Source organism: Photobacterium proteolyticum, assembly GCF_001939735.1.
In the GTDB taxonomy this organism is placed as follows: Bacteria; Pseudomonadota; Gammaproteobacteria; order Enterobacterales; family Vibrionaceae; genus Photobacterium; species Photobacterium proteolyticum.
Genome location: NZ_MJIL01000075.1, coordinates 1 through 23928, shown reverse-complemented (window position 1 = coordinate 23928; position 23928 = coordinate 1). Strand labels below are relative to the sequence as shown.

Annotated in this window: 20 protein-coding genes and 2 pseudogenes; 14 read left to right on the top strand and 8 right to left on the bottom strand. The window is 45.5% G+C overall.

The features are described from left to right. Window positions 1-9: 9 nt before the first annotated feature. A complete protein-coding gene (locus tag BIT28_RS13075; protein ID WP_075764354.1) occupies window positions 10-618 on the bottom strand; it encodes a NapC/NirT family cytochrome c in 609 nt (202 codons plus the stop codon). A gap of 426 nt (window positions 619-1044) precedes the next feature. On the opposite strand from BIT28_RS13075, the gene BIT28_RS13070 reads away from it, so the two are divergent. Beyond that, window positions 1045-3738 (top strand): cation-translocating P-type ATPase, encoded by a 2694-nt coding sequence (locus BIT28_RS13070; protein ID WP_083651819.1) that lies wholly within the window; start codon window positions 1045-1047, stop codon window positions 3736-3738. Between the two features lie 108 nt (window positions 3739-3846). Here BIT28_RS13070 and dpaL read toward each other — a convergent pair whose 3' ends face one another. From dpaL to BIT28_RS13055, 3 genes are all read right to left on the bottom strand, one after another. After that, window positions 3847-5034: a diaminopropionate ammonia-lyase gene (dpaL, locus tag BIT28_RS13065; protein ID WP_075764673.1), complete on the bottom strand. Its 1188-nt coding sequence runs from the start codon at window positions 5032-5034 to the stop codon at window positions 3847-3849. Window positions 5035-5103: 69 nt separating this feature from the next. Further along, the gene (locus tag BIT28_RS13060; RefSeq protein ID WP_075764352.1) at window positions 5104-5490 is read right to left on the bottom strand and encodes a RidA family protein; all 387 of its coding nucleotides are present in this window, start codon (window positions 5488-5490) and stop codon (window positions 5104-5106) included. A gap of 24 nt (window positions 5491-5514) precedes the next feature. Beyond that, a complete protein-coding gene (locus tag BIT28_RS13055) occupies window positions 5515-6192 on the bottom strand; it encodes a helix-turn-helix transcriptional regulator (RefSeq protein WP_075764350.1) in 678 nt (225 codons plus the stop codon). Window positions 6193-6541: 349 nt separating this feature from the next. On the opposite strand from BIT28_RS13055, the gene BIT28_RS13050 reads away from it, so the two are divergent. The 7 genes from BIT28_RS13050 (at window position 6542) to rarD (ending at window position 15173) form a co-directional block, all read left to right on the top strand. Next, window positions 6542-7708, top strand: coding sequence for a M24 family metallopeptidase (locus BIT28_RS13050; RefSeq protein WP_075764348.1), 1167 nt, complete (start codon window positions 6542-6544; stop codon window positions 7706-7708). Window positions 7709-7778: 70 nt separating this feature from the next. Continuing rightward, the gene (locus tag BIT28_RS13045; protein WP_075764671.1) at window positions 7779-8549 is read left to right on the top strand and encodes a maleate cis-trans isomerase family protein; all 771 of its coding nucleotides are present in this window, start codon (window positions 7779-7781) and stop codon (window positions 8547-8549) included. A gap of 22 nt (window positions 8550-8571) precedes the next feature. Then, window positions 8572-9525, top strand: coding sequence for a DMT family transporter (locus BIT28_RS13040; RefSeq protein ID WP_075764346.1), 954 nt, complete (start codon window positions 8572-8574; stop codon window positions 9523-9525). Window positions 9526-9605: 80 nt separating this feature from the next. Next, window positions 9606-10583 carry a DMT family transporter gene (locus BIT28_RS13035; protein ID WP_075764344.1) on the top strand — a complete coding sequence of 326 codons (978 nt, stop codon included), beginning with the start codon at window positions 9606-9608 and terminating at the stop codon, window positions 10581-10583. Window positions 10584-10637: 54 nt separating this feature from the next. Further along, window positions 10638-11792: a M20 aminoacylase family protein gene (locus BIT28_RS13030; RefSeq protein WP_075764342.1), complete on the top strand. Its 1155-nt coding sequence runs from the start codon at window positions 10638-10640 to the stop codon at window positions 11790-11792. 596 nt (window positions 11793-12388) lie between these two features. After that, window positions 12389-14254: a methyl-accepting chemotaxis protein gene (locus BIT28_RS13020; RefSeq protein WP_075764667.1), complete on the top strand. Its 1866-nt coding sequence runs from the start codon at window positions 12389-12391 to the stop codon at window positions 14252-14254. 25 nt (window positions 14255-14279) lie between these two features. Further along, a complete protein-coding gene (rarD, locus tag BIT28_RS13015) occupies window positions 14280-15173 on the top strand; it encodes an EamA family transporter RarD (protein WP_075764340.1) in 894 nt (297 codons plus the stop codon). Window positions 15174-15214: 41 nt separating this feature from the next. Here the strand turns inward: rarD and BIT28_RS13010 are convergent, their stop codons facing one another. From BIT28_RS13010 to BIT28_RS12995, 4 genes and pseudogenes are all read right to left on the bottom strand, one after another. Next, window positions 15215-16033, bottom strand: coding sequence for an AraC family transcriptional regulator (locus BIT28_RS13010; protein WP_075764338.1), 819 nt, complete (start codon window positions 16031-16033; stop codon window positions 15215-15217). Between the two features lie 31 nt (window positions 16034-16064). Continuing rightward, a complete protein-coding gene (locus BIT28_RS13005; protein ID WP_075764336.1) occupies window positions 16065-16667 on the bottom strand; it encodes a LysE family translocator in 603 nt (200 codons plus the stop codon). A 28-nt stretch (window positions 16668-16695) separates the two neighbouring features. After that, window positions 16696-16887: pseudogene (locus BIT28_RS13000) on the bottom strand (glutathionylspermidine synthase family protein); the annotation flags it as partial. Between the two features lie 63 nt (window positions 16888-16950). Beyond that, window positions 16951-17820, bottom strand: a complete 870-nt coding sequence (locus BIT28_RS12995; protein ID WP_075764334.1) for a LysR family transcriptional regulator — start codon at window positions 17818-17820, stop codon at window positions 16951-16953. Window positions 17821-18441: 621 nt separating this feature from the next. Here BIT28_RS12995 and BIT28_RS12990 point away from each other — a divergent pair. The 6 genes and pseudogenes from BIT28_RS12990 to BIT28_RS12965 form a co-directional block, all read left to right on the top strand. Further along, window positions 18442-18729, top strand: coding sequence for an iron-containing alcohol dehydrogenase (locus BIT28_RS12990; protein ID WP_075764332.1), 288 nt, complete (start codon window positions 18442-18444; stop codon window positions 18727-18729). A gap of 192 nt (window positions 18730-18921) precedes the next feature. Beyond that, entirely contained in the window at window positions 18922-19737 is an 816-nt protein-coding gene (focA, locus tag BIT28_RS12985) for a formate transporter FocA (protein ID WP_075764665.1), read from the top strand. Window positions 19738-20012: 275 nt separating this feature from the next. Then, a complete protein-coding gene (locus tag BIT28_RS12980; RefSeq protein WP_075764330.1) occupies window positions 20013-21143 on the top strand; it encodes an S-(hydroxymethyl)glutathione dehydrogenase/class III alcohol dehydrogenase in 1131 nt (376 codons plus the stop codon). 56 nt (window positions 21144-21199) lie between these two features. Continuing rightward, window positions 21200-22039, top strand: coding sequence for an S-formylglutathione hydrolase (gene fghA / locus BIT28_RS12975; protein WP_075764328.1), 840 nt, complete (start codon window positions 21200-21202; stop codon window positions 22037-22039). 554 nt (window positions 22040-22593) lie between these two features. Beyond that, window positions 22594-22752: pseudogene (locus BIT28_RS12970) on the top strand (IS5/IS1182 family transposase); the annotation flags it as partial. Between the two features lie 198 nt (window positions 22753-22950). Then, on the top strand, window positions 22951-23928 hold a 978-nt coding region (locus tag BIT28_RS12965), incomplete at its 3' end, for an Ig-like domain-containing protein (RefSeq protein ID WP_175577527.1).

Below are 23928 nucleotides of genomic sequence, written 5' to 3'. Positions count from 1 at the left end.
CGCTTAAGGCTATTGTTGATTTGCTGGCGCTACAGAGACGCGCTCATAATTGGGTAATAGTTTCAAATCTTCCCGATCAAAAACTGATGGCTTAACAGGCGAATGAACTAAATTGAAATGACACTGAATGCATTTCACATTATTTCGATTGGCCAATTCGTGTTGGCGCCCGACACGCTCTTTAGTATTTTCTAAAAATGCCAGCTGGTGGCATGAACTGCAGCTCTCACTATTATCGGCAATCATCTTTTTTCGTACTTCGTAAGTTAATGCTTGACGCCTTGCCTCCCATGTTTGTTTTTCGCTGAAATCGTTCGATAAACTGGCAATTAGATCTCGGCTTCCATCACGTATATGGGCCCAGGTTTCTCGCAGTAAGTCATTGGGTAGATGGCAATCTTTGCATGTTGCAACAACGCCACTGCCATTTTTGCGATGGGAAGAATTGATATAGCTAGGGTCATTAATAACCCATGACATGGCGTGACAGGAGTTCCCGCAGAAATCCTCGGTAGACGTGAAATGATTAAAAGTGATCGTTGCCGGAACCAAGAAAACCCCCAGCGCAAAACCGATAATAAGGCTGCCCCAGGTAATTTTGCGCAGTGGTTTTTTCATTCAAGCCTCACTTAAAGGTAGAATTTGTACTACTTCAAAGTCAGTATTCCTTAACATAACGATAGTGAGCTTTGAACTGAGTAGAAACAAATCATCTCTATTAGGTGATCATGTTTTATTGATAATGTTCTCATCCTGAAAAAAGGCTTATTCAGGTATAGTCTACGTTTGAGACTTAGTCCAACGTCATAAGGCTTGGTTTCGTTAACTGAAACAGAATGCTAGAGTGATCGTCACTGCGATCCAGCAAAGCCACTCTAAACGGATATACTTATATCACCCGTTACATATTTATCGGTCTATCCTTGATAAAAGTGAGGGGATGAATGATTGGTCATTCAGTTGCAATGATGGGTTGCTAATTTATTCGTGTGGGAAAAGAGTGACATAATTGGTTTAACTGCTATTTATAGCGGGAATTAGCATATGACGTTAAATTCTCTGAAAGAAGCTATAAAGTCTGAGTATGTTGGCCAAAATTCAGATACTTGGGGTGGGTCTGATCAAGTTACTGGTGGTTTAACGCAAGAGCAAGCTGAAGAGAGACTGAAAGAGTATGGTCTCAACCGCCTACCTGAGCCTCCGATGCCCGGTACGGTACAAATATTTGCTCGGCAGTTTTTAAGTCCGTTTATCTATATTCTGGTTGTTGCCGCAATTATTTCATTTACCCTGGGACAAAATCCCAGCGGTGTCTTCATTATTGTGGTGCTGATTCTTAATGCCATCATAGGAACTGTTCAGGAGTATTCGGCACAACGATCGGCGATGGCGTTACGCAATATGATCAAAGGGATGGCCCATGTTATCCGCGATAGTGTCGCCCGTACGATTGATGTTGAAGAAATTGTACCGGGAGATTTGGTACAGCTCTCTTCTGGCGATAAGGTTCCTGCTGACGTAACTCTTATTAGTAGCCATAACCTTACTGTGGATGAATCGATGCTAACTGGCGAGTCTCTGGCGGTAAGTAAAAATGCGATTGCAACGGTTGATGAAGACGCGCCGCTGTCGGAAAAGGTAAACCATTGTTTTGCTGGTAGTATTATTACCCATGGGCGTGCCCAAGCCATTGCTATAGCTACGGCTACTAATACCGAAATTGGTCGTATTGCTCGTCATGTCACTAAAGAGCGTGTTTCCGAGCCCCCATTAATGATCCGCATCCGGGCTTTTACCTATCAAGTTGCCGGCGGTATTTTTGTTGCCATCTTATCGCTTACGATCATGATGTTGCTAAAAGGGAACTATACCACTGAGGCCATTATTTTAATGACGATTGGTCTTGCTGTCTCGGTGATACCAGAAGGGCTGCCCGCAGCATTGACTGTTGCTTTGGCTATAGGCATGAGACGAATGGCCAAAAATAGTGTCATTATCCGCAAATTGATCGCCGTGGAATCACTCGGCTCATGTACCTTTATTTGCTCGGATAAAACGGGCACATTAACCGTAAATGAATTGACGATACGTCAAGTTGTACTACCGGATGATAAGGTATTTCAGGTAACGGGAGAGGGGGTTTCACCTGGGGGTAAGGTCTGCGGCAATACTGAGCAACAGCACCTGCAGCAGTTGTGTATTGCGGGTGTCTTGGCTAATGAAAGCCATCTTAGTTATGCCGGGGGAGAGTGGGTATCGGATGGTGATATTGTTGACGTTGCATTTCTGGTGTTAGCCAAGAAGTTGGGTTTGTCGATTACTCAGCTTCGTCAGCAGCATACTCAGTTGGAGCTTATTCCTTATGAATCAGAAAAAGCCTATAGCGGAAGCGTAAACTTTGATGGTGACAAATCTTGGTTATACGCCAAAGGCAGCCCTGAAAAAATGCTCAGTATGTGCAGTCACATGGAAACGTCGTCTGGCTCGGTACAAATTGACAAGGCATTGATTGAGGACCAATTTGAATCTCTTGCGAAACAAGGTTATCGAATCATTGCCCTTGCAAAGAAAGAAGTGATTGAATGTGGTTGTAAGCAATTCGAGCATATGAGCTTTTTAGGTATGGTGGCCATGATTGATCCTGTCCGTCATGAAGCTTTTGATGCTATAACCCGTTGTCGTGAGGGAGGGGTTGAAGTTGCTATGATCACTGGTGATCACCCCGCTACAGCAAAATCGATTGCAATAGAGCTTGGATTGTGTGGACAAGATGCCGCTGTCGTGACTGGTGCTATGATCCACAAGGCCAATGCCAAAGGTCCAAAAGCCGCAGATGAATTAATTAGGCCAGTCCGCGTTTTTGCCCGTATTGAGCCGCAACAAAAAGAGCAGATTGTTGACAGTTTCATGCGCCAAGAGCATTTTGTTGCGGTAACCGGAGATGGCGTGAACGATGCCCCAGCGATGCGTCAGGCTAATACTGGCATCGCAATGGGCAAACGCGGCACCGATGTTGCCAAAGAAACCGCAGATCTTATTATTACAGATGATAATTTTGCTTCTATTGTATCCGGTATCGAGCAAGGCCGTGTGGTATACAACAATATACGTAAGGTTATTGCCCTCTTGGTGGCAACTGGTTTTTCTGCTCTTTGGTTGTTTTTCCTTTCGGTTCTTGCCGGATTGCCTATGCCTATGATTGCCGTCCAACTTTTATGGTTGAACTTAGTTGCCAATGGACTGCAGGACGTCGCGCTGGCGTTTGAACCTAAAGAAGGTAATGAATTAAGCCGTAAGCCGAGAAAGCCTAGCGAGCCGATTTTTGAAAAAGTAATAATCGAGCATATCGTGATTTCTGGCACCGTAATGGGGGGCTTAGCATTTGTACATTATTACTTGGCTCTAGAGGCTGGCCAATCAGTGGAGCTGGCGAGAAATCTGACCCTTATGCTGATGGTATTGTTTGGCAATATTCACGCGTTGAATAGTCGTTCTGAAACGTTGTCATTATTTACGTTGCCAGTCTTTGCTAATCCATTTTTGATATGTGCTGTTCCTATTGCCCAGCTGGTGCATATTGCCGCTATGTACACTCCGGGTATCAGTGACGTATTAGCTATTCAGCCGATTTCTTTAGTCCAGTGGATCCAATTGCTGTTGATTGCTTCCAGCTTATTCGTTATCGAAGAGCTGCACAAATGGTGGCGTCGTCGATCTCAGGCTTATAACGCGGCTTGAGGAAAGTAACCCTATCAACATCAACAAAATACCCCCTCTAAACTTGTCATTTAGAGGGGGTATTTTTGTCAGTGAGTCCATCAAGCTGATGATGGCCACAGATTATGCTTAGTCATTAAGCGGCAGTTTGCCTTCCCAGACGATCTGGCGGTAACGCTCGGCGTTGGTATCACCTTCGGTGCTGAAAATCATGACCACAGCATCCTGGTCAAGGCCAATGTTCTTGGCGACTTTCTGCCCTTCAGGGTGGTTTGCCAGCAGGTGTAGAAGACCCATGGTAATTGCGCCTGACTCACCGCTGGTGATGGCCTGATCGCCTTTTAGCGGGTTACCGAGAATACGCATGCCAGTTGCAGCAACATTATCGTCAACAGAGACAAATACATCGCTACAGTCTCGTAGGATTGGCCAGGTAACCGGGTTAGGTTCGCCGCAGGCCAGGCCAGCCATGATGGAGTTGAGATCACCGGTTACATTAACCATGCTGCCGTCATCGCTCGAGCCAGAGCGGAAGATACAGTCAGCGGCACTTGGCTCGGCAATAATGGTTTTAAAATTCTCTGCGCCCAGTTTGTCGGCGAGGAAGCCAAGAACACCGCCAGCCATTGCGCCCACGCCTGCCTGAAGCATCACGTGTGTTGGCAGGCCTTCAGGCATAGCCGCAGCCTGTTCAATAGCCTCGTCAGCCATTGTCATGTAGCCCTGCGAAATCCATGTTGGGATCTTGTCGTAACCTTCCCATGCCGTATCTTGTACCAGCATCGAGCCGTTTTCTTCGGCGGTTTTGTTGGCAAGACGAACGGTGTCGTCATAGTTAACGTCAGTGACGATGCACTCTGCGCCTAGTCCCTTGATACGGTTTACACTGGCTTGTGCAGAGCCTTTCGGCATATATACAACCGCTTTCTGACCCATTTCACGAGCAGCCCATGCTACACCTGTGCCGTGGTTACCGGCAGTTGCAGTGGTAAATACCAGTGGTTTTTCTAGCTTCGAAGAAACCGTTTTCAGGTCGATCTCTGCAATATCCATTTTCAGGTGCTCGGCCAGTAGTCTACCCAGGGCATACGAACCGCCCAGTACTTTAAATGCATTAAGACCAAAACGGTGCGATTCATCTTTTACCATAATGGCTTTTACGCCAAGCTTGGCGGCAAGCTGAGGCAATGAAACCAAAGGGGTTGGCTGGTAACCCTCAATTTGACGATGGAATTCGCGGGTACGTTGTGCGATTTCTGTCGTGAATAGTGAACAGGTTTCACCGGTATAGAACTGGTTATTAGAGACTTTAAGCATAATCATCACTTCGAAAGGGGCAGAACAGGGACTAGGCCACCGTCGGCGACGGCTGGCCTCACTTCGTTATTACTGGTGGATAAAAGCGACAGCTTCTACTTCAACCAATGCATCTTTAGGCAAACGTGCAGCTTCGACACATGAACGGGCTGGCGCGTTCTCGGTACCAAAGACTTCCGTGTATACTTCGTTGAATGCAGCGAAGTTTTCCATATCAGACAGAAAACACGTTGTTTTCAGCACAGAATCCAATGAAGCACCGCTCTCTTCCAGCACTGCCTTTAGGTTTTCCAGTGACTTACGAGCCTGTTCTTTGATGCCTCCCTCAACAAAAGCCATTGTTTCCGGGTCTAGCGGTAGTTGGCCAGAGGTGAAAACCATGTCTTTGAATGCCGTACCTTGTGAGTATGGACCAATTGCTGCAGGGGCTAGATCTGTGTGGATTTTTGTCTTCATTATTTTTCTCTTTTATCTCTGTTATTACGATTTGAATTCGCGGATATATTTATAAACTGCATGGCGAGTGATCCCGAGTCGCTCGGAAACCATGGCTGTCGCCTCTTTTAATTCAAATATCCCGTTTTCAAGTAATAGCTTGGTTATCGCTTTGTTTTTACCTTTCAAGTTAACCGAAGTGTCACTTTCAATTTCTTGAATAGCATGATCAAGCGCTTGCTCAATCACATCGGTTGCACATGAACTGAAATTTTCATTAACAGCGACGTGGGAGTTCGCCATGTCGGGCATTAATGTTTTGATTATTTCCGGGAAGGGATGGGACAGGTTCATATTGATACAAAACAATCCAATCGGCTTTCCGTTTTCACCTGCCAGTACGCAGGTCGTTGATTTCAGTAAAGAGCCGTCTTTGCTCGTCGTGAAATAGCTTTTCGGTGTTACCTCGCCCGTTTTTTCGATCAGGCTGAGCATTTTTAGCCCGAGATCAGTTATCGGGGAGCCAACTTTACGACCTGTGTGGTGGCCGTTGACGATCTTGACGACTGATTTCTCCAGGCTTTCAAATGAGTGAATCACAACCTCGCAATGAGGACCGATAAAATCAGCAATGGTGTCGGCTAACCGAAAGTAAGTAACCAAGAACTCTCTGTCTTTGTCGGTAAATTCTGCATTAAACGATGCATATGCTGTAGTTTTCATTTATGACCACAATAGTGAACTGAGACTGTTAACTATTTTGTTCCTCAGTTGCCAAGAAAGCAAGGATAAAATCAACTTTGTGTAACTATAAAACTATAAATTGCGATATCAGGCAACTGTAAAGTTAACTAACGGGAACTAAAATTGACTTAAATCACAAAAAATTCCAAATTAACGCATTAATAGTACACTAAAGTTAACTGCGCGACGCAGGTCACATTATTTAACTCAATATTCAGTAAGATGCACCACAGTAACGTAAACAATATTGAACTGTGTGGCGGTTACCGTTCACTTCTGTGCCCTACAGCCTTACCACACAGCCATGACAATAAAGGAAGAGGTCGTAATGACTAACTATTTACAACGTGGTTTTGAAACGTCTGAATTTGAACATAGAACAGCACGTGCACAGAAAGTCATGCATGAGATGAAGCTCGATGCGATGATTTTCACAACTGAGCCGAATGTTCGTTACTTTACTGGGTTCCATACTCAGTTCTGGCATAGCCCAACTCGTCCTTGGTTTGTCGTGGTTCCTGCCGAAGGTAAGCCAATCGCCATCATCCCTGAAATTGGTGCAAGCGGCATGGCTGGTACTTGGGTGGAAAACATCATCACCTGGCCGTCACCGCGTCCAGAGGATGACGGGATCAGCCTGGTTGCCAGTGCCCTGAACTCGCTGCCATGCCGTCACGGTCGAGTTGGTGCGACATTGGGTATCGAGTCTCACTTGCGCATGCCGGTGAACAACTACCTGAAGCTGACAACCATGGTGAAAAAAGAGTTCGTCGATGTGTCATTAGCGATGCACGAGCTGCGCCAGATTAAATCGCAGGCAGAAATCGAGAAGACTCGCGAAATTTGCCGTATCACCAATGTTGGCTTCAATAAAATCCCTGATTATGCCCGTGCAGGCATGACTGAGCGTGAGATTTGTAAGCAGTTCCGTATCGATATGCTGCTGGAAGGTGCTGATGAATGTCCTTACATCATTGCCGGTTCAGGTCCTGACGGTTACGACAGCATCATTATGGGCCCGACAGATCGCATTATCGAAGAGGGCGACGTGCTGATCATTGATACCGGTGCGGTTCGTGACGGCTATTTCTCTGACTTTGACCGTAACTGGGCATTCGGCAACGCAAGCGAAGAGACCAAAGCTGCATACCGTGCAACTTATGAAGCAACGACCAAGGGCTTTGAAGCGGCACGTCCTGGAGCAACCACCACTGACATCTATAACGCAATGTGGAAGGTGTTAGAGGCAAATGGCGCACTGGGTAACGATGTTGGCCGCCTTGGCCATGGCCTGGGTATGGAGCTGACCGAGCGTCCGTCCAACACGGCAACAGACAACACGGTTCTGAAACCGGGCATGGTGATGACCCTTGAGCCAGGTATGGTGTATGCACCTGGTAAGTCAATGGTTCATGAAGAGAACATCGTGATCACCGAAGACGGTGCAGAGTGGCTGAGCGAGCGCGCTGAGCCTGAGCTAATTGTTATTTCTTAAGCTCAATTTATGCCATGCCGAGGTGTTCGGCATGGCAACAAAGCAACATAACTATAAAAAGATCAGAATCATGCAAACGATTGAAGAATTCCAGAAGTTTGAAACTCCACTTACTCATGTACAGTCTCCGCGTATTGATCGTGTTCACATTGGTCTTGTCCAGCTAAGTACTGACCACTCCCTAGAGATGGACTGGGCAAAACTACTTGGTACCCAGGCCGGTGTATTTAGCTCCCGTGTTTATTACAGCAGTGAAATGACGCCTGAAGCCTTGGATCAGATTGCGACCGGTATCAGCGAAGCGTCAGATTTGATTGCTACAGGCTTGCCGATGGATGTGATGGCTTTCGGCTGTACGTCGGCCTCTATCATTATCGGTGAGGAAAAGGTTGCCAACCTGCTGACGAAAAATCGCGGTGATATCCCTGCTACTAATCCGTGGACCGCAGCCCAGGCCGCATTCAAACACCTAGGCGCCAAGAAAATTGCCGTTTTCTCTCCATATCCGACAGAAGTGAATTTCCCTCTGTATCAGCAGCTGACCAACGCTGGCTTCGAGGTCGTTGTCCTTGGCTCGCTGGGAATTGAAAAAGATACTGATATTACAACAGTTTCTAAAGAGTCCATGCTTGAGGCTCTAGACAAAATCTTACCTGATTCGGGGGCTGACTTAGTCTTTATGTCGTGCACCAATTTACGCGTCCTCGACCATATTCAGGAAATTGAAGACAAGTTTGATATTCCCGTTGTTTGCAGCAATTCAGCAATGTTCTGGCATGCGATGCATCTGACTGGAAAAGCAGCGCAGTGTCCAGGTTACGGACGTCTATTAAACCAATAAGTGTAGAAGAAAGGATTAGATCATGAGTAACACAGTGAAGGGTTGGATTGCAGCGATCTTTATCGGATTGCTCTGGGGTATACCGTGGATTGTCGGTACACCTATTATGGAAGTGATGGATGCGCAGGTACTGGTATGGGTTCGTTACACTGTTGCTTTCATTACTTTGGGTATTGTCTTTAATGTTGGTCTATCAACCGGCAAGATGAAGAAAAAGGCAGACTTCAAGTTAACGTGGGATAACCGCAGTGATGTGTTCTGGGCTGCGGCCTGTGGCATCATTGGTCAGGGTGCCTTTAGTTACCTGTCGTTCCTGTCACTAGATTATATTACGGCTTCAGAAAATGGCGTTATTCAAGGCTTGATTCCAATCTTGATCCTGACCGTCGGCTTCTTCCGTCACAATGCCCGTTTTACCATCCTACAAATGCTGGCTGCTGTCGGCGCATTTGTCGGTGTTGCTATCTTGGTTATGGATCCGAACTCGGAAACAAATGGTTTCAACATCGGTCACCTTATCTGTCTTGGTAGTGCTGCAAGCTTCTCTTGTACAGCTTATGCTCGTGCGAAACTGGCTGAAAAATACGGCTCTGTTGCAACCATGTTCCACCAGTTCATTTTCGCCTCTATCGGCTTTGGTGTTTATCTGATGTTCTCAGGTGCTGATTTCTCTTCAGCGCTGGGTATCTTCAGCTCGCCGCTACGTATGCTATGTATCGTTATTCTTGGTGTTGGTATCTCAGGTACAAGTTACCTCGTGTACATCTACGCAATGGAGCGTGTTGGTGTTGATGGTACCGGCATGGCGTTGAACCTGATGCCTCTGTCTTCGTTTGTACTGGCTGTCTTTGCACTGGGTGAAGCGGTAACGCCGATGCGCTTACTTGCGATGGCTGTGGTTGTTGTTTCTATGATGCTATTTATGAAGTTCGCTCATAAAGAAACAGCGGCAGAACCAAAAACTGTAACTGAATAAAAGAAATAAAACATGAGGCAGTACATATTGTGTACTGCCTGTTGTCATGAATAACAATAATGATTTTGTAGGCATGTATCATGAATATAACTAAAAAAGATATATTTTTGGGGTGGGTTGCTGCCATCGCGGTAGCCGTAATTTGGGGTGTTACCGGGGTTGTATCTAAGCCGTTGTCGATGGCGGTTGATCCAATGACACTGGTATTTTTCCGTTATGTAACTGCTGTAATTGGTCTCTCTATTATCTTTTTCTTTACATCCCGCAGTGAAAGCCTCAGCAAGGATTTAGGCTCTTCTTTAAAGATTGAGAAAAAAGATTACCTGAAAATTGCGCTGTGCGGGATTGTCGGTCAAGGTGTATTTTCGCTGTTTAACTTCCTCTCTTTATCTCACATTGGCGCGACAGAGAATGGTGTTATCCAGGGGATGCAGCCATTTGCAACTGTTTTCTTTGGCATGATGTTCATGAACTTTAAAATGAACAAAATCCAATGGGGTGCATTTATTGCGTCAGCCGTTTGTATTTATGCTATGAGCGTTGGCCCGACTAATACTATTGAAGGTGGGACGCCGCTATTGGGCTATGTGTATGTCACCTGCTCTATGTTGGCACTTGCCTGGACGGCACACTTACGTGCAAGTCTGGCAGATAAATACGGCTCTGTTGTTTCAATGCTTTATCAGTACATCTCTGTCGCAGTACTGGGTATTATTGTGGTAGTCGCAATGGGGCTGGACCTTTCCCAAATTACCATCATTATGTCTAGTCCGTTGCTCATTGGCTTGCTGATCTTCTTGGGCACAGGTATTTCTGGTGGTAGTTACCTGATTCAGTTATTTGCTTTCAAACGTATTGGTGTGGAAAAAGCAACCATGGCACTGAACTTAATGCCGCTAGTGGGTTACCTGGTTGCAGTTGTCACACTTGGCGAGCAAATGGCGCTGGGTAAAACTATTATTGTTTCTCTCATTGTTGTAGCGCTATATGTGTTCACCAAATTTGAAACAACTGAACCAGAAACTGAAGAAGAAACGCTTAAACCTCAAGAAGCTTAATTAATAGATGCGCAGCGGCAAAGTACTGCTGCGCGATTTTGTCGGAGAAGAATAATGACCATTGAGCAGAACGTTATCAACTGGCGTCATCACCTACATAAACATCCTGAGTTTGGTACGGAAGAGTATAAAACGTCAGAGTTTGTGACCAAGAAACTGGAAGAGTTCGGACTTGAGGTTCATTGCGGTATTGGTGGAACAGGCGTCGTGGGTATTCTGAAGTGCGGCGATAGCGACCGTTCAATTGGCTTGCGAGCGGATATGGATGCATTACGCATTTGTGAAGCGAACACCTTTGACCATGCGTCTGTACATGAAGGTGCTATGCATGCCTGTGGTCATGATGGCCATACGGCTATGCTTCTTGGTGCGGCATACCAGTTAGCTCAAAGTAAGAACTTTGATGGTACAGTTTATTTTATCTTTCAGCCGGATGAAGAGCGTGGCACGGGTGCCAAAGCCATGATTGAAGATGGTCTGTTCACACGCTGGAAGATGGATGCCATTTATGCCATGCACAACTTGCCGGGGATCCCTGAGGGGCAGATAGTAACGAGGCCTGGCTCGCTGATGGCCAGCGAAAGCAGTTTTGAGATTGATGTTATCGCAACCGGTGGCCATGCTGCGATGCCGCACATGGGCACAGATCCGATTGTCGTCGGGGCACAGATTGTTACGGCCATGCAGACGATAGTCTCGCGTAATTTGAGTGCGATAAATGAAACTGCGGTGATTTCAGTTACTGAGTTTGCTACCAACGGCACTGTGAATGTTATTCCTTCTCAGGTAAAAATTACTGGCGATACCCGTAGTTATACGGATGAAGCGTTGCATAAGATAGAAAAAGCCATTGAACGTGTTGCCGCCGGGCAGTGTATGTCGGCAGGCGTTGACTACAAATACCACTTCAATAATAGCTTCCTGTCTACTATCAATGCGCCGGAAGAGACGGTTCACGCCATTAAGGCTGCCGAGGCTGTTGTTGGTGCAGAGAACGTGAATGGAAACTGTGAGCCGTTTACGATCAGTGAGGACTTCTCTTTCATGCTACGTGAAGTGAAAGGGTGCTATATCCTGGTAGGTAATGGTCAGGGTGAGTGTGGTGGCACTGCGCTTCATAACCCATATTATGACTTTAATGATAATATTCTGATGACAGGTGTTAACTACTGGCAGACACTGGTCGAGCAGCAGTTAAATAAAGGATAAGCATTAACAGCTCAGGACTCCTTTCTTAAAGTCTATCGGCAGCAGTTTGTAAATATACAAGCTGCTGTCTGTATTTGGTGCCAGATAACTATTCATCATCCGTGGGCATAGCTTTTCTCATTGTTAGCTATGTTTTTTTGATATAGGCAGTTTCAGTACAACTCGAAAAGTCATTTTCAACCATTGAGAAATTGCTCGTAAAAAATATATCGCGGTGCAGTAGTTAATACGGTGGCATATCTAGTGTACTGATAAGTAGATGGTGGTTGTTTTGAAATTACTAAAAAAAGGGTTGTTTTCATTTATGATCAACCTTAAATGTTTTTTCCACCTTTCCTATCCAATGCTTCAGCTACTCAGTTCTGTCGGTATTGGTATTGGGCTATTACTCTGTTTTTCATCTTCCGATGTAAAAGAGAGTAGTTATCTTATTATATTTATGTTTGCTGTTTTTAGCATAGGTATCCTCCTGCTTAAGAATTATTACCAACATATTCTGATATGGTCAGATTCTCGCGCAAACAATGTGGTTAAATTTCCTAGGTAATAATCTAGAAACATATAAACAATAACCGTTAAGAATTGATACTATGAAAATTAAATTTCAGCACAAGGTGGTTTTTATATCATCCGTTATTGTGTTTGTTGCTCTGTCAGTTTTATCTCTTCAACAATACCGACAGGTAAAGTCACAAGTCGAGCCGTTAATTCATCAAAGCATTACAGAAATTGTAAATGGTGTGAAAGCGACTGTAGACAATGAAATTGTGTCTAAGTCACAATTGGCGACCTATACCGCTCAAATGATCGAAGATGAAGTTTCTACCGGACATATTGCCAGTGTTATCAACAAGCCTATCGCCAAGAATGCTTTTTCTCTGATTGGTATGGGTTTTGAAGCCGATGGACGGATACAGAGTAACGATATTAATTGGCAACCGGGCAGTTCGTACGATCCGAGATCTCGTCCATGGTACCGACGGGCCAAAAATGAAGGTAAAACTATTATCACGGCTCCTTATATGGGGGATACGGGGAGTATTCTAGTGTCGATTGCTACCCCTGTTTATAACGAGGGGCAGTTTGAGGCTGCTATTTTTTATGATCTGAACTTGGACCTTCTTTCTGACACCATCAATCAGATTTCATTATTTGATGCCGGGTATATCTTTATGGTGAATAAGGATGGGACGATTGTTTCTCATCCGGATCAGAAGCTGGTTGGCAAGAACCTGAACGCTTTCATTGGTGATCATGGCATCAGCGAAAACTACAAACTCATTGATTATAAAGGTAAGCCTACCTATATCGATTTTACTCCTATTGATAGTCAAGACTGGTATATCGGTGTCATTCTTGATTACGAAAAAGCTTATTCATCGATTATTCAGCTGCGCTCGTCATCAATGGTTATGACCGTTTCTTTTGTCTTTATTGCCGTTCTCGCACTGATTTTTGTACTTAGGTACTTTATGCGTCCATTGGGGGTATTAAGCGAGGCTATGAAAGATGTGGCTTCCGGTCAGGGAGATCTGACTCACCGCTTAGATACTAATACAGATATTGAGTTTTCCGAGCTGGCCCAGAACTTTAATGCTTTCACCGGCAAGTTACAGCACCTTATTCAAGAGACCAAGCTCCTCGGCGCTGAAATTGGTGCTGATGCTGAAGTTACGACTCAGGGTGCCACGTTGACCGCGACGGATATTACTAATCAACTCGCGGAAGTCGAGCAGTTGGCAACGGCTATGAATGAGATGGCCTCGACGTCTTCAGATGTTGCCGGTAATGCACAAGGGGCTGCTGCGGCGGCTCAGGAGGCGGACAAAGCGGCAGAAGATGGTGTGAGTGTTGTATCTCATACAACCGATGCTATCAGTACTCTGGCTAAGCAAATAGATGAGACGGTTGTTGTTGTTCAGGACTTAGAAAGTGCAACGGGTAATATTGAGTCGATTCTTTCGGTGATTAATGAGATAGCCGACCAAACTAACTTGCTGGCACTTAATGCTGCAATAGAGGCTGCCCGTGCCGGTGACTCAGGACGCGGTTTTGCCGTTGTGGCGGATGAAGTCCGGACATTGGCACAGCGTACCCAGCAGTCGACAACAGAAATCCATAGCATGATTGCCCAGCTTCAGTCCGGGGCTCGTTCAGCTACCAGTGTGATGGAAAAAAGCAAAGTGCTGACCGATGAGGCCGTGTCGAAGGCATTGGAAGCCGGTGATTCACTCCACCAAATTAAGCAATCCATTATTCAGATCTCTGATATGAACTTGCAAATTGCTTCGGCGGCTGAAGAGCAAAGTTTGGTCGCTGAAGAAATCAATAACAATACGATCAAGATAAAAGATCTGTCCCAGCAAGTGTCGGATCGGGCCCATGAATCATCTCTGCAAATGAATGAACAGGTCTCGAAAGTTCAGCAGCAAGAAACCTTGCTGAACAAATTTATTGTTTGATGTTTTCAGTGGCAGGGTGGGTATTATGTTTGCTCGAGTAAACGGTAATGTGATCGCGACCATCGCGTTTGTATTATGGGGGTTGTTACCTCTGTACTTTCAGTTTACACCTCAGGCGGATACGAATGAGTTGATTGCAATGAGAATCATCTTCTCGGTGCCGTTAATGTTACTGATTCTTAAGTGCCTGAAGATACCCAGCCTGACTTTTTCCAACGCGATGAAGAACAAGCGGTCACTGTGCCTGTGCTTTATCGCCGGAATTCTGAATTGTGTTTCACTCTATGCCTTTACCTGGGCAATAACCAATGACCAGGTCTTGGCGGCCAGTCTCGGGTATTTTATCAACCCGCTGTTTTCTATTGCTTTTGGCGTGTTGTTTCTGAAAGACAGGCTCACCTGGGCGCAGAAAGCGGCGGTGGTCCTTGCCGTCTGTGGTATTAGCTATCAGGTCTACTTCTATGGTGAGTTGCCTTGGTTGTCACTGGTGATGGGCTGCTTCTTTGCGCTTTATGGCTTAATCAAGAAATATATCCAGTTCGATTCACTGACTTCGATGTCCGTTGAAGTGACATTATTAATGCCGTTTGCGCTGGGCTATCTGGTGTTTGGCTTCATGGATGGGAGTTCGACAGTGCTAGCGGGTGATATGAACACTTTCTGGCTTTATGCTGGTGCTGCGCCAGTGACCTTGTTGCCGTTGGTATTTTTTGCCCTGGCGGTGGAGCGAACAACCTTGACTATGATTGGCCTGACCCAGTATATCGAGCCCAGCTTGCAGTTTGTATTGGCGGTATTCATTTTTGGTGAAGTGCTGGATCAGGTGAAAGTCGTTAGTTTCGGGTTTATCTGGATCGGGCTAATACTATGTACCGTAGAGGCACTGGTACTTTCCAGATTATCTATGCGACGGGCTTAGGGGCGTTGGATTAATGTCTATTTCCCAAACACCCAATCAGATCAAACAAAAAATGACTGGTACTGTTTGGGTGTCACCGCGAGGCGTTTTTTGAAATGGCGTTGAAAATGAGCCTGATCGGCAAAGCCGAGCTGAGCTGATGTTTCTGCTAATGAATTGCCGGCTTTGAGCAAGGCCTTGGCTTTCTTGACCCTTGCATCTAACTGTAGCGCGTGGGGCGACAGACCATATACCTGGTTGAATTTGCGGATCAGGTGATAGCGGCTAAGGCCTGCCTCAGTTGCCAACTCTTCCAGTGGAAGGTTGCTATCAAGCTGGTCGAGCAACATTTCCTTTACTCGGGTAAGATGGGGCAGAGGATGTTGTTCTCGCTTGGGAGCCTTGATGCTATGGAGGTTGAAACAGCGCGCCAAATAGAGGATTAATTCACTCTCGGCGGTAAGTGGGTTAGGTTCATTGAGCAGTGATTGATATAAGGAATCAAAATGCTGGAAGAGATCCGGCGCTGTTTCGTAATGATTCAGGAAAGGGTGATAATCTGCGCCATCTCGGTTGAGTAGTTCTGACTGAAGCTGTCCTATCCAGCTGGTATCGACAAACAGCATTCGGTAAGACCATTCGCCAATATCAGGGTTGCACGAGTGAATATCGCCGGGGTTGATTGTTACGGTGTTGGTGACGCCGATACGATTATTGACCTTTTGGTTGATGTATTGTGCCGACCCACTGTCAATCACGCCGAAAGAGAACTCGTCATGTGAATGAGAGTGATAGCAGGCACTGGTTTGAGAGGCCTGGCGGATCTCGATCCAAGGCAGCGTCTTACATTGTGTCAGAAAAACCGTATCATCTTGCTTCATTGCATTTTCCTCGCCCTGTTGTTTTCTTTCCCTAGTGCCCCAACAGCATGGACATGACAGACCCGCCCAAGAGCGCACCCATCGTAATATTGAAGACGCTTTGTCTTTTGGTGGTTGATAGGTAGTGACCGATGTAGTTACCCGCCGCCGCCCATACCGATACACCCGCGAAGCAGGCGATAAATGAAACCGCCGTAAAGCTGAATAAATATAGCACTGCGGGCGAGTGATTTAATACAAATAAGCTAATACCGGACATGGCGACCAGCCATGCCTTGGGGTTGAGGGCTTGTGATAAAGCGCCCTCGGTAAAGGTTGGCGGGGTATAGTGTTGCTGGGAGTGTTTCCCAGTCCCGGTTGCGGTGGCAATTTTGAAGCTCATGTAGAGCAGGAAACCGCCTCCCAGCAGTCGCAGGATGTTCATTATTTCGGGTAGGCGTGTCGATACCCGTTCAAGGCTCAAACCGCAGAGAAAGACAATCAAAGTGTATGCGATAGTGGCACCTAACACATGAGACAGGGCTTTGCGGTAACCTGAGTGTGCCCCGGTACTGGCTGCGATAATATTGACCGGGCCGGGTGAAACCGCACCAACCAGAGCAAAGACAATCATTGAAAAAAAAACGGAAAGCATAATGAAACCCCGAGATAACAAAGAATCCTCAGGGTAAATTGAGTCTCGCGATCCGTATTGAACGATATTGCTCTATCGGCTCACTGATTGTTATTGAGATCCCACCCGCTTTGTCATCAACCAGCCAGCTGCCAATCAGGGTGTAATAGTCGCCAAACTTTGGCAGCGGGTGATAGGCCTGGTAGATCAAGCCTTCATCGCCGTAGGGGCCTTCGGTTCGCAGAGTCTGCTGGACGATAGATGAAATGAAGCGATAGAGGCTCTTTTCCGGTCAGGGAAAAGCTTAAGCCAATTGCTCGGCTAGGAAATCGACCAGCATTCGCACTTTGGGTGACAAGTGGCGGTTATGCGGGTAAAGCGCCCAGATTCCATCATCCTGCTCACGGTGGTGGTCGAGCAGAGAGAGCAGCTTGCCACTGTCGATATACTGCTGAACATAATAGTCCGGCAACTGGACGATGCCTATTCCTTTTAGTGCAGCATTGGCAAGGGCCTGGCCACTGTTACAGTGCAGGTTGCCTTTAACTCTGACATTGCGTGCTTTGCCGTTCTCCTGGAAACGCCAGTAATCGAGTGTTCCCAGTAAGCAGTTATGCTGCTCCAGCTCTGACAATGAGTGAGGTACACCGAAGGCTGCAAGGTATTCTTGTGAGGCGCATACATATTGTGTACGAGATCCAAGGCGTTTGGCCATCATCGTTGAATCATCCAGCTTGCCTAGGCGAATAGCTAAATCGACGCCTTCATCAATGAGATCTACCTTCTGATTAGATAATTGCAACTGTACTTCCAGTTCAGGGTACTTCACCATGAAATCGTTGATTAAAGGCGCGATCGTCCTTTCGCCATAAGTAACAGGAGCAGTAATTTTCAGCAGACCTCTGGGAGTGCTTTGTAGGTTAGTAATTGCACGTTCCGCTTCTTCAAGCCCATCTAACACCTGCTTGCAATGCTGATAATATACACGCCCTACCTCGGTCACCGAGACCTTGCGAGTAGTACGGTAAAAAAGCTTGGCAGCTAGCCTAGCCTCTAGCGCACTGACTTGCCTGCTTACTTGTGCGGTAGATATTCCCAGCCGTTTCGATGCGCCGGTAAAACTCTCTGTTTCAGCCACGGCAACAAACTCGCTTACCCCTTCCCAACCAAACATTGTTACCACCATTTAATAGTGCGCTAAAATATTTCGTGATTATAGCTTTTTTATAAAAATAACAATAGAGAGAACTTAGCGTTATTTTGTGGCTAATACGATAATGATACTGTTGCGTGGCTTATTGATATCTAGAGGTACCGTTAGGGGAGTTTGTGTGTTCTGTTTGATTACATTAAAAGTCAGCCACCTCCGACTTACTTATTCTTCTTCATTGGGTTGTTTTCTATTTCTTTGATATAAAAGGGCATTTTTCGCTTTATTCCTGTTTGTTATCATGCTCACAACAGCCATAAGTATTTTAACTTTTTTTATTTCCCCAAAGCCTCACTAGTAACAAATTATGCGCGGTGTGACATAAATCATGCTGTCGATTGTTTCTGTACGGTAAAAGACATTTGTGGTTCTCGGGGATTATGTTTGTTGTGATTATTAATAAAATTGAGCTTACTGAAGCGATGGCAACGTAATTAATAAAGAAGAAACGTCAAAATTCATTCAGAGAGTAACGTGTAAATTCGTCAGGTCATTAACTTCGAATTCTAGATGATTTTTCCCTTTTTATATAAATATGAGGTAATGAAAGTGAGCACTGTATTTTACATGCTATCAATGCCATAAGTGGGTAAAGGAGCCATTAAAGACTTAGGCCCTGAATTAAAGGCGAGAAACTTCCAAAAGGCCCTTATTGTCACAGACAAAGGACTAGTCGGTATCAAGTTGATCGATAGCCTGCCCAAGGAATTAGACGCTTACAATGTTGAATTCACTATCTTTGATGAGATAAAGCCTAATCCAACTGAACAGAACATTGAAGATGGATTGAGCATACTTAAAGATCAAGAGTGTGACGTTGTGATTTCTTTTGGTGGTGGTTCTTCACATGATTGTGCTAAAGGCATCCACTGAAGAAATCATGAATATCTACAAAAGGTAATGTAAAAGTAACGTTAAGCCAGTTGCCTCCTAACGGAGACAACCTTAAGTGTAATCTATTTACTTATATTGTATTTCGCATAGCTTAGGCTGCGAAATTTCCCGCAAAACTTAACTTAAAATAGTTCCGCAGTGAAAACAGAAAATAACCCGTTTGATGCATTGATGCCGGTAACAATGGCTAAAAAAGCCGAAGATGTAGGTGTCTATAAAGCAACAAAAAAAGCTCGCCAATCCTTTTATCTCGCTATTACAGCAGGGGTATTTATTTCTATAGCCTTTGTGTTTTATACAACGGTAACTACCGGTACTAATGATATGCCTTACGGTATATCAAAGATCATTGGTGGGTTGGCGTTTAGTCTTGGCCTTATCTTGGTCGTTATTTGTGGTGGTGAACTCTTTACTTCTTCGGTTTTAATTACGATTGCCCGTGCCAGTAACCGGATCACAACCTATCAACTGCTACGTAATTGGCTTACCGTATACCTTGGTAATATGGTCGGTGCTTTAATTTTTGTTGCTATGATCTGGTTTGCTCAGCAACATATGGCTGGTCATGGTGCTTGGGGTATAAATGCCATGACAATTGCTCAGCATAAGTTGCACCACAGTTTTGGCCAGGCCGTTATATTAGGGCTGCTGTGTAACCTTATGGTTTGTCTTGCGATCTGGATGACATTCTCATGTCGCAGTGCCACCGATAAAGTCATGGTGATGTTACTGCCGATTGCCATGTTTGTTGCAAGTGGTTTTGAGCATAGTATTGCAAATATGTTTATGATCCCAATGGGTATTGTGATTAAAGTCTTTGCTAGCCCGGAATTTTGGGCACAGACAGGCCGCAGCCCGGCAGAATTTGCAGATCTAACGATTGGATTGTTCATCATTAATAATCTACTCCCTGTTACTCTTGGTAATATCATTGGCGGAGGGGTAGTTGGCATGACTTATTGGAATATTCACCGTCGCCTGAACTGAAAGAAAAGAGCTTTTGCTATTAGCCGATGTCTACCTGTTGATCAAATCGGGAGCCGTTTTATTGCTCAGTATTTCTCTGGACAACGTTAATAGTACATCTCGATCAGTTCAATATTATAAAGTGATAAAGCCAAGAAAAGCGGCATATTATTACACGGTGGTAAAAGCTATTTGTTTCTACGTGGGATTATCAGCGTGATTCCTTCTAATATAATGCTTGCATCAAAACGGCGGCAATCTCGCCCCGTGAGATGTAATCAATACAGGATAGTTCGATGACAGCACAGATTATTAAATCCAAAGCAGCTGTAGCCTGGGCTGTAGGCCAGCCACTGTCTATGGAAGAAGTGGATGTAATGCCTCCACAAAAAGGTGAAGTACGTGTAAAAATGATTGCAACGGGTGTTTGTCATACAGATGCTTTCACTCTGTCTGGTGATGATCCGGAGGGGATTTTCCCTTGCATTCTTGGTCACGAAGGCGGCGGTATCGTTGAATCAATTGGTGAAGGTGTAACTAGCGTTAGCGTAGGCGATCACGTTATTCCGCTTTACACCCCGGAATGTGGTGAGTGTAAATTCTGCAAATCAGGTAAAACAAACCTGTGCCAGAAAATCCGTGACACTCAGGGAAAAGGCTTGATGCCAGACGGCACTACGCGTTTTTATAAAGATGGTCAACCTATCTATCACTACATGGGTACTTCGACTTTCTCTGAGTACACGGTACTGCCTGAGATCTCGTTGGCGAAAGTCAACCCAGAAGCGCCACTGGAAGAAGTCTGCTTGCTTGGGTGTGGCGTGACTACCGGCATGGGTGCCGTGATGAATACAGCCAAAGTTGAAGAAGGCGCAACTGTTGCTATTTTCGGCCTGGGCGGCATAGGTTTGTCGGCCATCATTGGCGCGGCTATGGCGAAAGCCGAGCGGATCATTGCTGTCGACATCAATGAAAGTAAGTTTGAATTGGCTCGTAAACTAGGTGCCACAGACTGTATCAACCCGAAAAGCTATGACAAGCCAATCCAGGACGTGATCGTTGAATTAACTGACGGCGGTGTTGACTATTCATTCGAGTGTATCGGGAACGTGCATGTGATGCGTTCTGCGCTGGAATGCTGCCACAAAGGCTGGGGTGAATCTGTTGTGATCGGTGTTGCCGGTGCTGGTCAGGAGATCTCTACTCGTCCATTCCAATTGGTAACTGGTCGTGTATGGCGTGGTTCAGCATTCGGTGGTGTGAAAGGACGCTCTGAGCTGCCGGAATACGTTGAACGTTACATGCAGGGTGAGTTTAAGTTGGATGACTTTATTACTCACACTATGGGGCTGGAGGATGTTAATAAAGCTTTCGATTTGATGCATGAAGGTAAGAGCATCCGTACAGTTATCCATTTCGACAAATAATAATTATTATGTTGCCCCGGTAGCATAAACAACTGGGGCAACGTTAAGGCAGTAAGATGACAATTGAAAATATTAGTGTAAACAAGAGCTTTGATGGCTGGCATAAGCAATATAGTCATCAGTCAGAAACCCTGAACTGCACCATGCGGTTTGCCATCTTTCTGCCGCCTGAGGCATCTAATGGTAAGAAAGTACCGGTATTGTACTGGTTGTCCGGGCTGACCTGCACCGATGAAAACTTCATGCAAAAAGCTGGGGCCCAGCGCATCGCCGCTGAACTGGGCATCGCCATTGTTGCACCGGATACCAGCCCTCGTGGGGAAGGTGTCGCGGATGATGAAGGTTACGATTTGGGACAGGGGGCCGGTTTCTATGTGAATGCGACGCAGGCACCATGGAACCGCCATTACCGAATGTACGATTATGTGGTTAATGAACTGCCACAACTGATCGAGTCTATGTTCCCTGTCAGCGATCAGCGCGCGATTTCTGGCCATTCAATGGGCGGCCATGGTGCCTTGGTTATTGCTATGCGCAACCCTGAACGTTACCAGTCAGTGTCGGCGTTTAGCCCAATAAGTAACCCGACTAATTGCCCATGGGGCAAGAAAGCCTTGGCTGCATATTTAGGTAAGGACACGGCCAAATGGGCTGAGTATGATGCCTGCTTACTAATGCGCCAGGCAACTGAGTTTGTGCCTGCACGGGTTGATCAGGGTGAAGCCGATGATTTTATGACCGAGCAGCTAAAACCGGAAATGCTGAATGCAGCTGCTGAAGCTAGTGGCTATCCGTTAGAGTTGTATCGCCATGATGGTTATGATCACAGTTACTACTTTATTGCCAGCTTTATTGAGCAGCATCTGCGTTTTCATGCCGCACAGCTAAACAAGTAAGTCTGCCTAAAATAATCACTAAGCCCGCAAAGCTTTCAAAGTTTTGCGGGCTTATTCATATGATCAGTCCACCGCACGAAATGGGAGGCGCTATAACTATCTAATGATTAATTGAGAAGTCCCGCCCCATCTCGTTCCCAGGCTGCAGTGACCAACGGCTACGCTGAGGCAAAATACAAGTAAACCGCCCTTGGCGGCCTATCTCAGGGCAAGCGCCAAACCTAAGAGCAAGATCAGGCAAAGAATAATGCACGCCGGGTAAAACCGGTTGTCAGGAAGTTGGCAGAGGCTGATCAGACTTTCGATAAGAGTGACAAAATTCATGAATTCTCTCCGATGGGGATGTATGCCCGATCCTGACATATGGCAGGTCGGGCGGCGACAACATAAAAGTTTATGTAACTGACCAATCATAAGAAGGGCGATAAAAACCATACCGACATTTTTGTGCCCTGGCCCTCAAGATTGCCGCCAGCAACAACCCCACGCTCTGCATCATGGCAAAACATATAGGCCAAACTGATAATTACATCAGGGTAAATAGTCATGTGTGATCACTATCAGAGAAAGCAATGTATCGAGTAAAACAGTTGTTAGGTGGGAAATTAAGCCTGAGGAACTACAACGCTCAGGTTGGTGAGACTTACGCAATGATCAAAGCATTGAACAAGCTTACGGGGTTAGGTATGCCTGAAACTCAGTATATCGTTTAAGAGTCAAGCACAATAGGGCAGGCATACCTTCTCTCTGAATTAAGCAACAAAGCCTCATCACATAAGCCTCCGGCTTTGCCGGAAGTTATTTAACTATAACAAAAATAAACTATTGACTTTATAAAATTAAAACATCATCTTAACCAGCTTTTAAAGGGCCATTATTGCGCTTTATGTTTGCAGCAGGTAAATAACATCATGCAAAATTTGTTTTATGTCGGAATGAGGTTTTTTGCGACCTTATTTTTTATTTTTGTTTCTTTGCCTTCAATGGCTGGAACATTATCCAATGCCAGTATTACGGTTAGTGATACTCTTCCTGGCGTAAAAGCTACTTATACCTTTACTTATACAACAGAAACTGACCTGAGGGTTGCGGATAAGGATCAGGTATTTTACGTCTCTTTTCCTTCGGGTTTTTACATTGTTGATGATCCAGCAGTCTGGGAACTTGGTACTTGTCAAAAGTTGTCAGTTAAAGTCAATGGTGTGGAAAAAACGTGTGCAAATAGTAATGCGTGGAATGGAAACCGTTGGATCACTATTACAGAAGATGTTGCCGCAGGCTCTACTATTAAAGTCACCTTGACGGGGGTAACAAACTCTACAACCGAAGGAGTACATACATTTTCTTTTATAGGAACATCTAGTAGCGGCGGGGCTCTGGTAGACGATTGGAGCCCTTTACCAAGAATAACGATAGCGACGCCAAATTCTGACCCCGTTATTTCTCAAGGTACTTCGACAGCAGTAACCATGAGTGAAAATGGCACACCAACGGCTTTTTCATTAACCCTAACTGCAACCGATGCTGACGCCGACCCCTTAACCTGGTCGATCAACTCACAGGGATCGCATGGAACGGCCAGCGCGTCGGGTACAGGCCTTTCAAAAGCAATTAGCTATATCCCTGATACAGATTATGATGGTGCCGACAGCTTTGTTGTAGAAGTAAGTGATGGTAATAGTGGTACAGATACGATTACCGTTAATGTCACCATACAAAACATAAATAAATTGCCAACAGCTTATGCTCAGACTATTTCTTTGGCAGAAGATACTGCTAAAGTCATAACGTTATCCGGAACAGATTCTGACGGTACAATTGCTAGCTACAGTGTTGGCGCACCTTCAAACGGCACCCTTTCGGGGACAGCCCCTAACCTGAACTACACC

Bases quoted from the DNA above. Each gene is read 5' to 3' on its own strand.
- dpaL (WP_075764673.1), bottom strand. From the start codon at position 5,034: ATGCTTAAAGTCTCTAATAACCAGTTCTATACCGGTGAAACCTGTTCA.
- BIT28_RS13070 (WP_083651819.1), top strand. From the start codon at position 1,045: ATGACGTTAAATTCTCTGAAAGAAGCTATAAAGTCTGAGTATGTTGGC.
- fghA (WP_075764328.1), top strand. From the start codon at position 21,200: ATGACAATTGAAAATATTAGTGTAAACAAGAGCTTTGATGGCTGGCAT.
- BIT28_RS12995 (WP_075764334.1), bottom strand. From the start codon at position 17,820: ATGTTTGGTTGGGAAGGGGTAAGCGAGTTTGTTGCCGTGGCTGAAACA.
- BIT28_RS12980 (WP_075764330.1), top strand. From the start codon at position 20,013: ATGACAGCACAGATTATTAAATCCAAAGCAGCTGTAGCCTGGGCTGTA.
- BIT28_RS13030 (WP_075764342.1), top strand. From the start codon at position 10,638: ATGACCATTGAGCAGAACGTTATCAACTGGCGTCATCACCTACATAAA.
- BIT28_RS13055 (WP_075764350.1), bottom strand. From the start codon at position 6,192: ATGAAAACTACAGCATATGCATCGTTTAATGCAGAATTTACCGACAAA.
- focA (WP_075764665.1), top strand. From the start codon at position 18,922: ATGCCGGTAACAATGGCTAAAAAAGCCGAAGATGTAGGTGTCTATAAA.
- rarD (WP_075764340.1), top strand. From the start codon at position 14,280: ATGTTTGCTCGAGTAAACGGTAATGTGATCGCGACCATCGCGTTTGTA.
- BIT28_RS13050 (WP_075764348.1), top strand. From the start codon at position 6,542: ATGACTAACTATTTACAACGTGGTTTTGAAACGTCTGAATTTGAACAT.
- BIT28_RS13010 (WP_075764338.1), bottom strand. From the start codon at position 16,033: ATGAAGCAAGATGATACGGTTTTTCTGACACAATGTAAGACGCTGCCT.
- BIT28_RS13045 (WP_075764671.1), top strand. From the start codon at position 7,779: ATGCAAACGATTGAAGAATTCCAGAAGTTTGAAACTCCACTTACTCAT.
- BIT28_RS13060 (WP_075764352.1), bottom strand. From the start codon at position 5,490: ATGAAGACAAAAATCCACACAGATCTAGCCCCTGCAGCAATTGGTCCA.
- BIT28_RS13075 (WP_075764354.1), bottom strand. From the start codon at position 618: ATGAAAAAACCACTGCGCAAAATTACCTGGGGCAGCCTTATTATCGGT.
- BIT28_RS13005 (WP_075764336.1), bottom strand. From the start codon at position 16,667: ATGCTTTCCGTTTTTTTTTCAATGATTGTCTTTGCTCTGGTTGGTGCG.
- BIT28_RS13040 (WP_075764346.1), top strand. From the start codon at position 8,572: ATGAGTAACACAGTGAAGGGTTGGATTGCAGCGATCTTTATCGGATTG.
- BIT28_RS13035 (WP_075764344.1), top strand. From the start codon at position 9,606: ATGAATATAACTAAAAAAGATATATTTTTGGGGTGGGTTGCTGCCATC.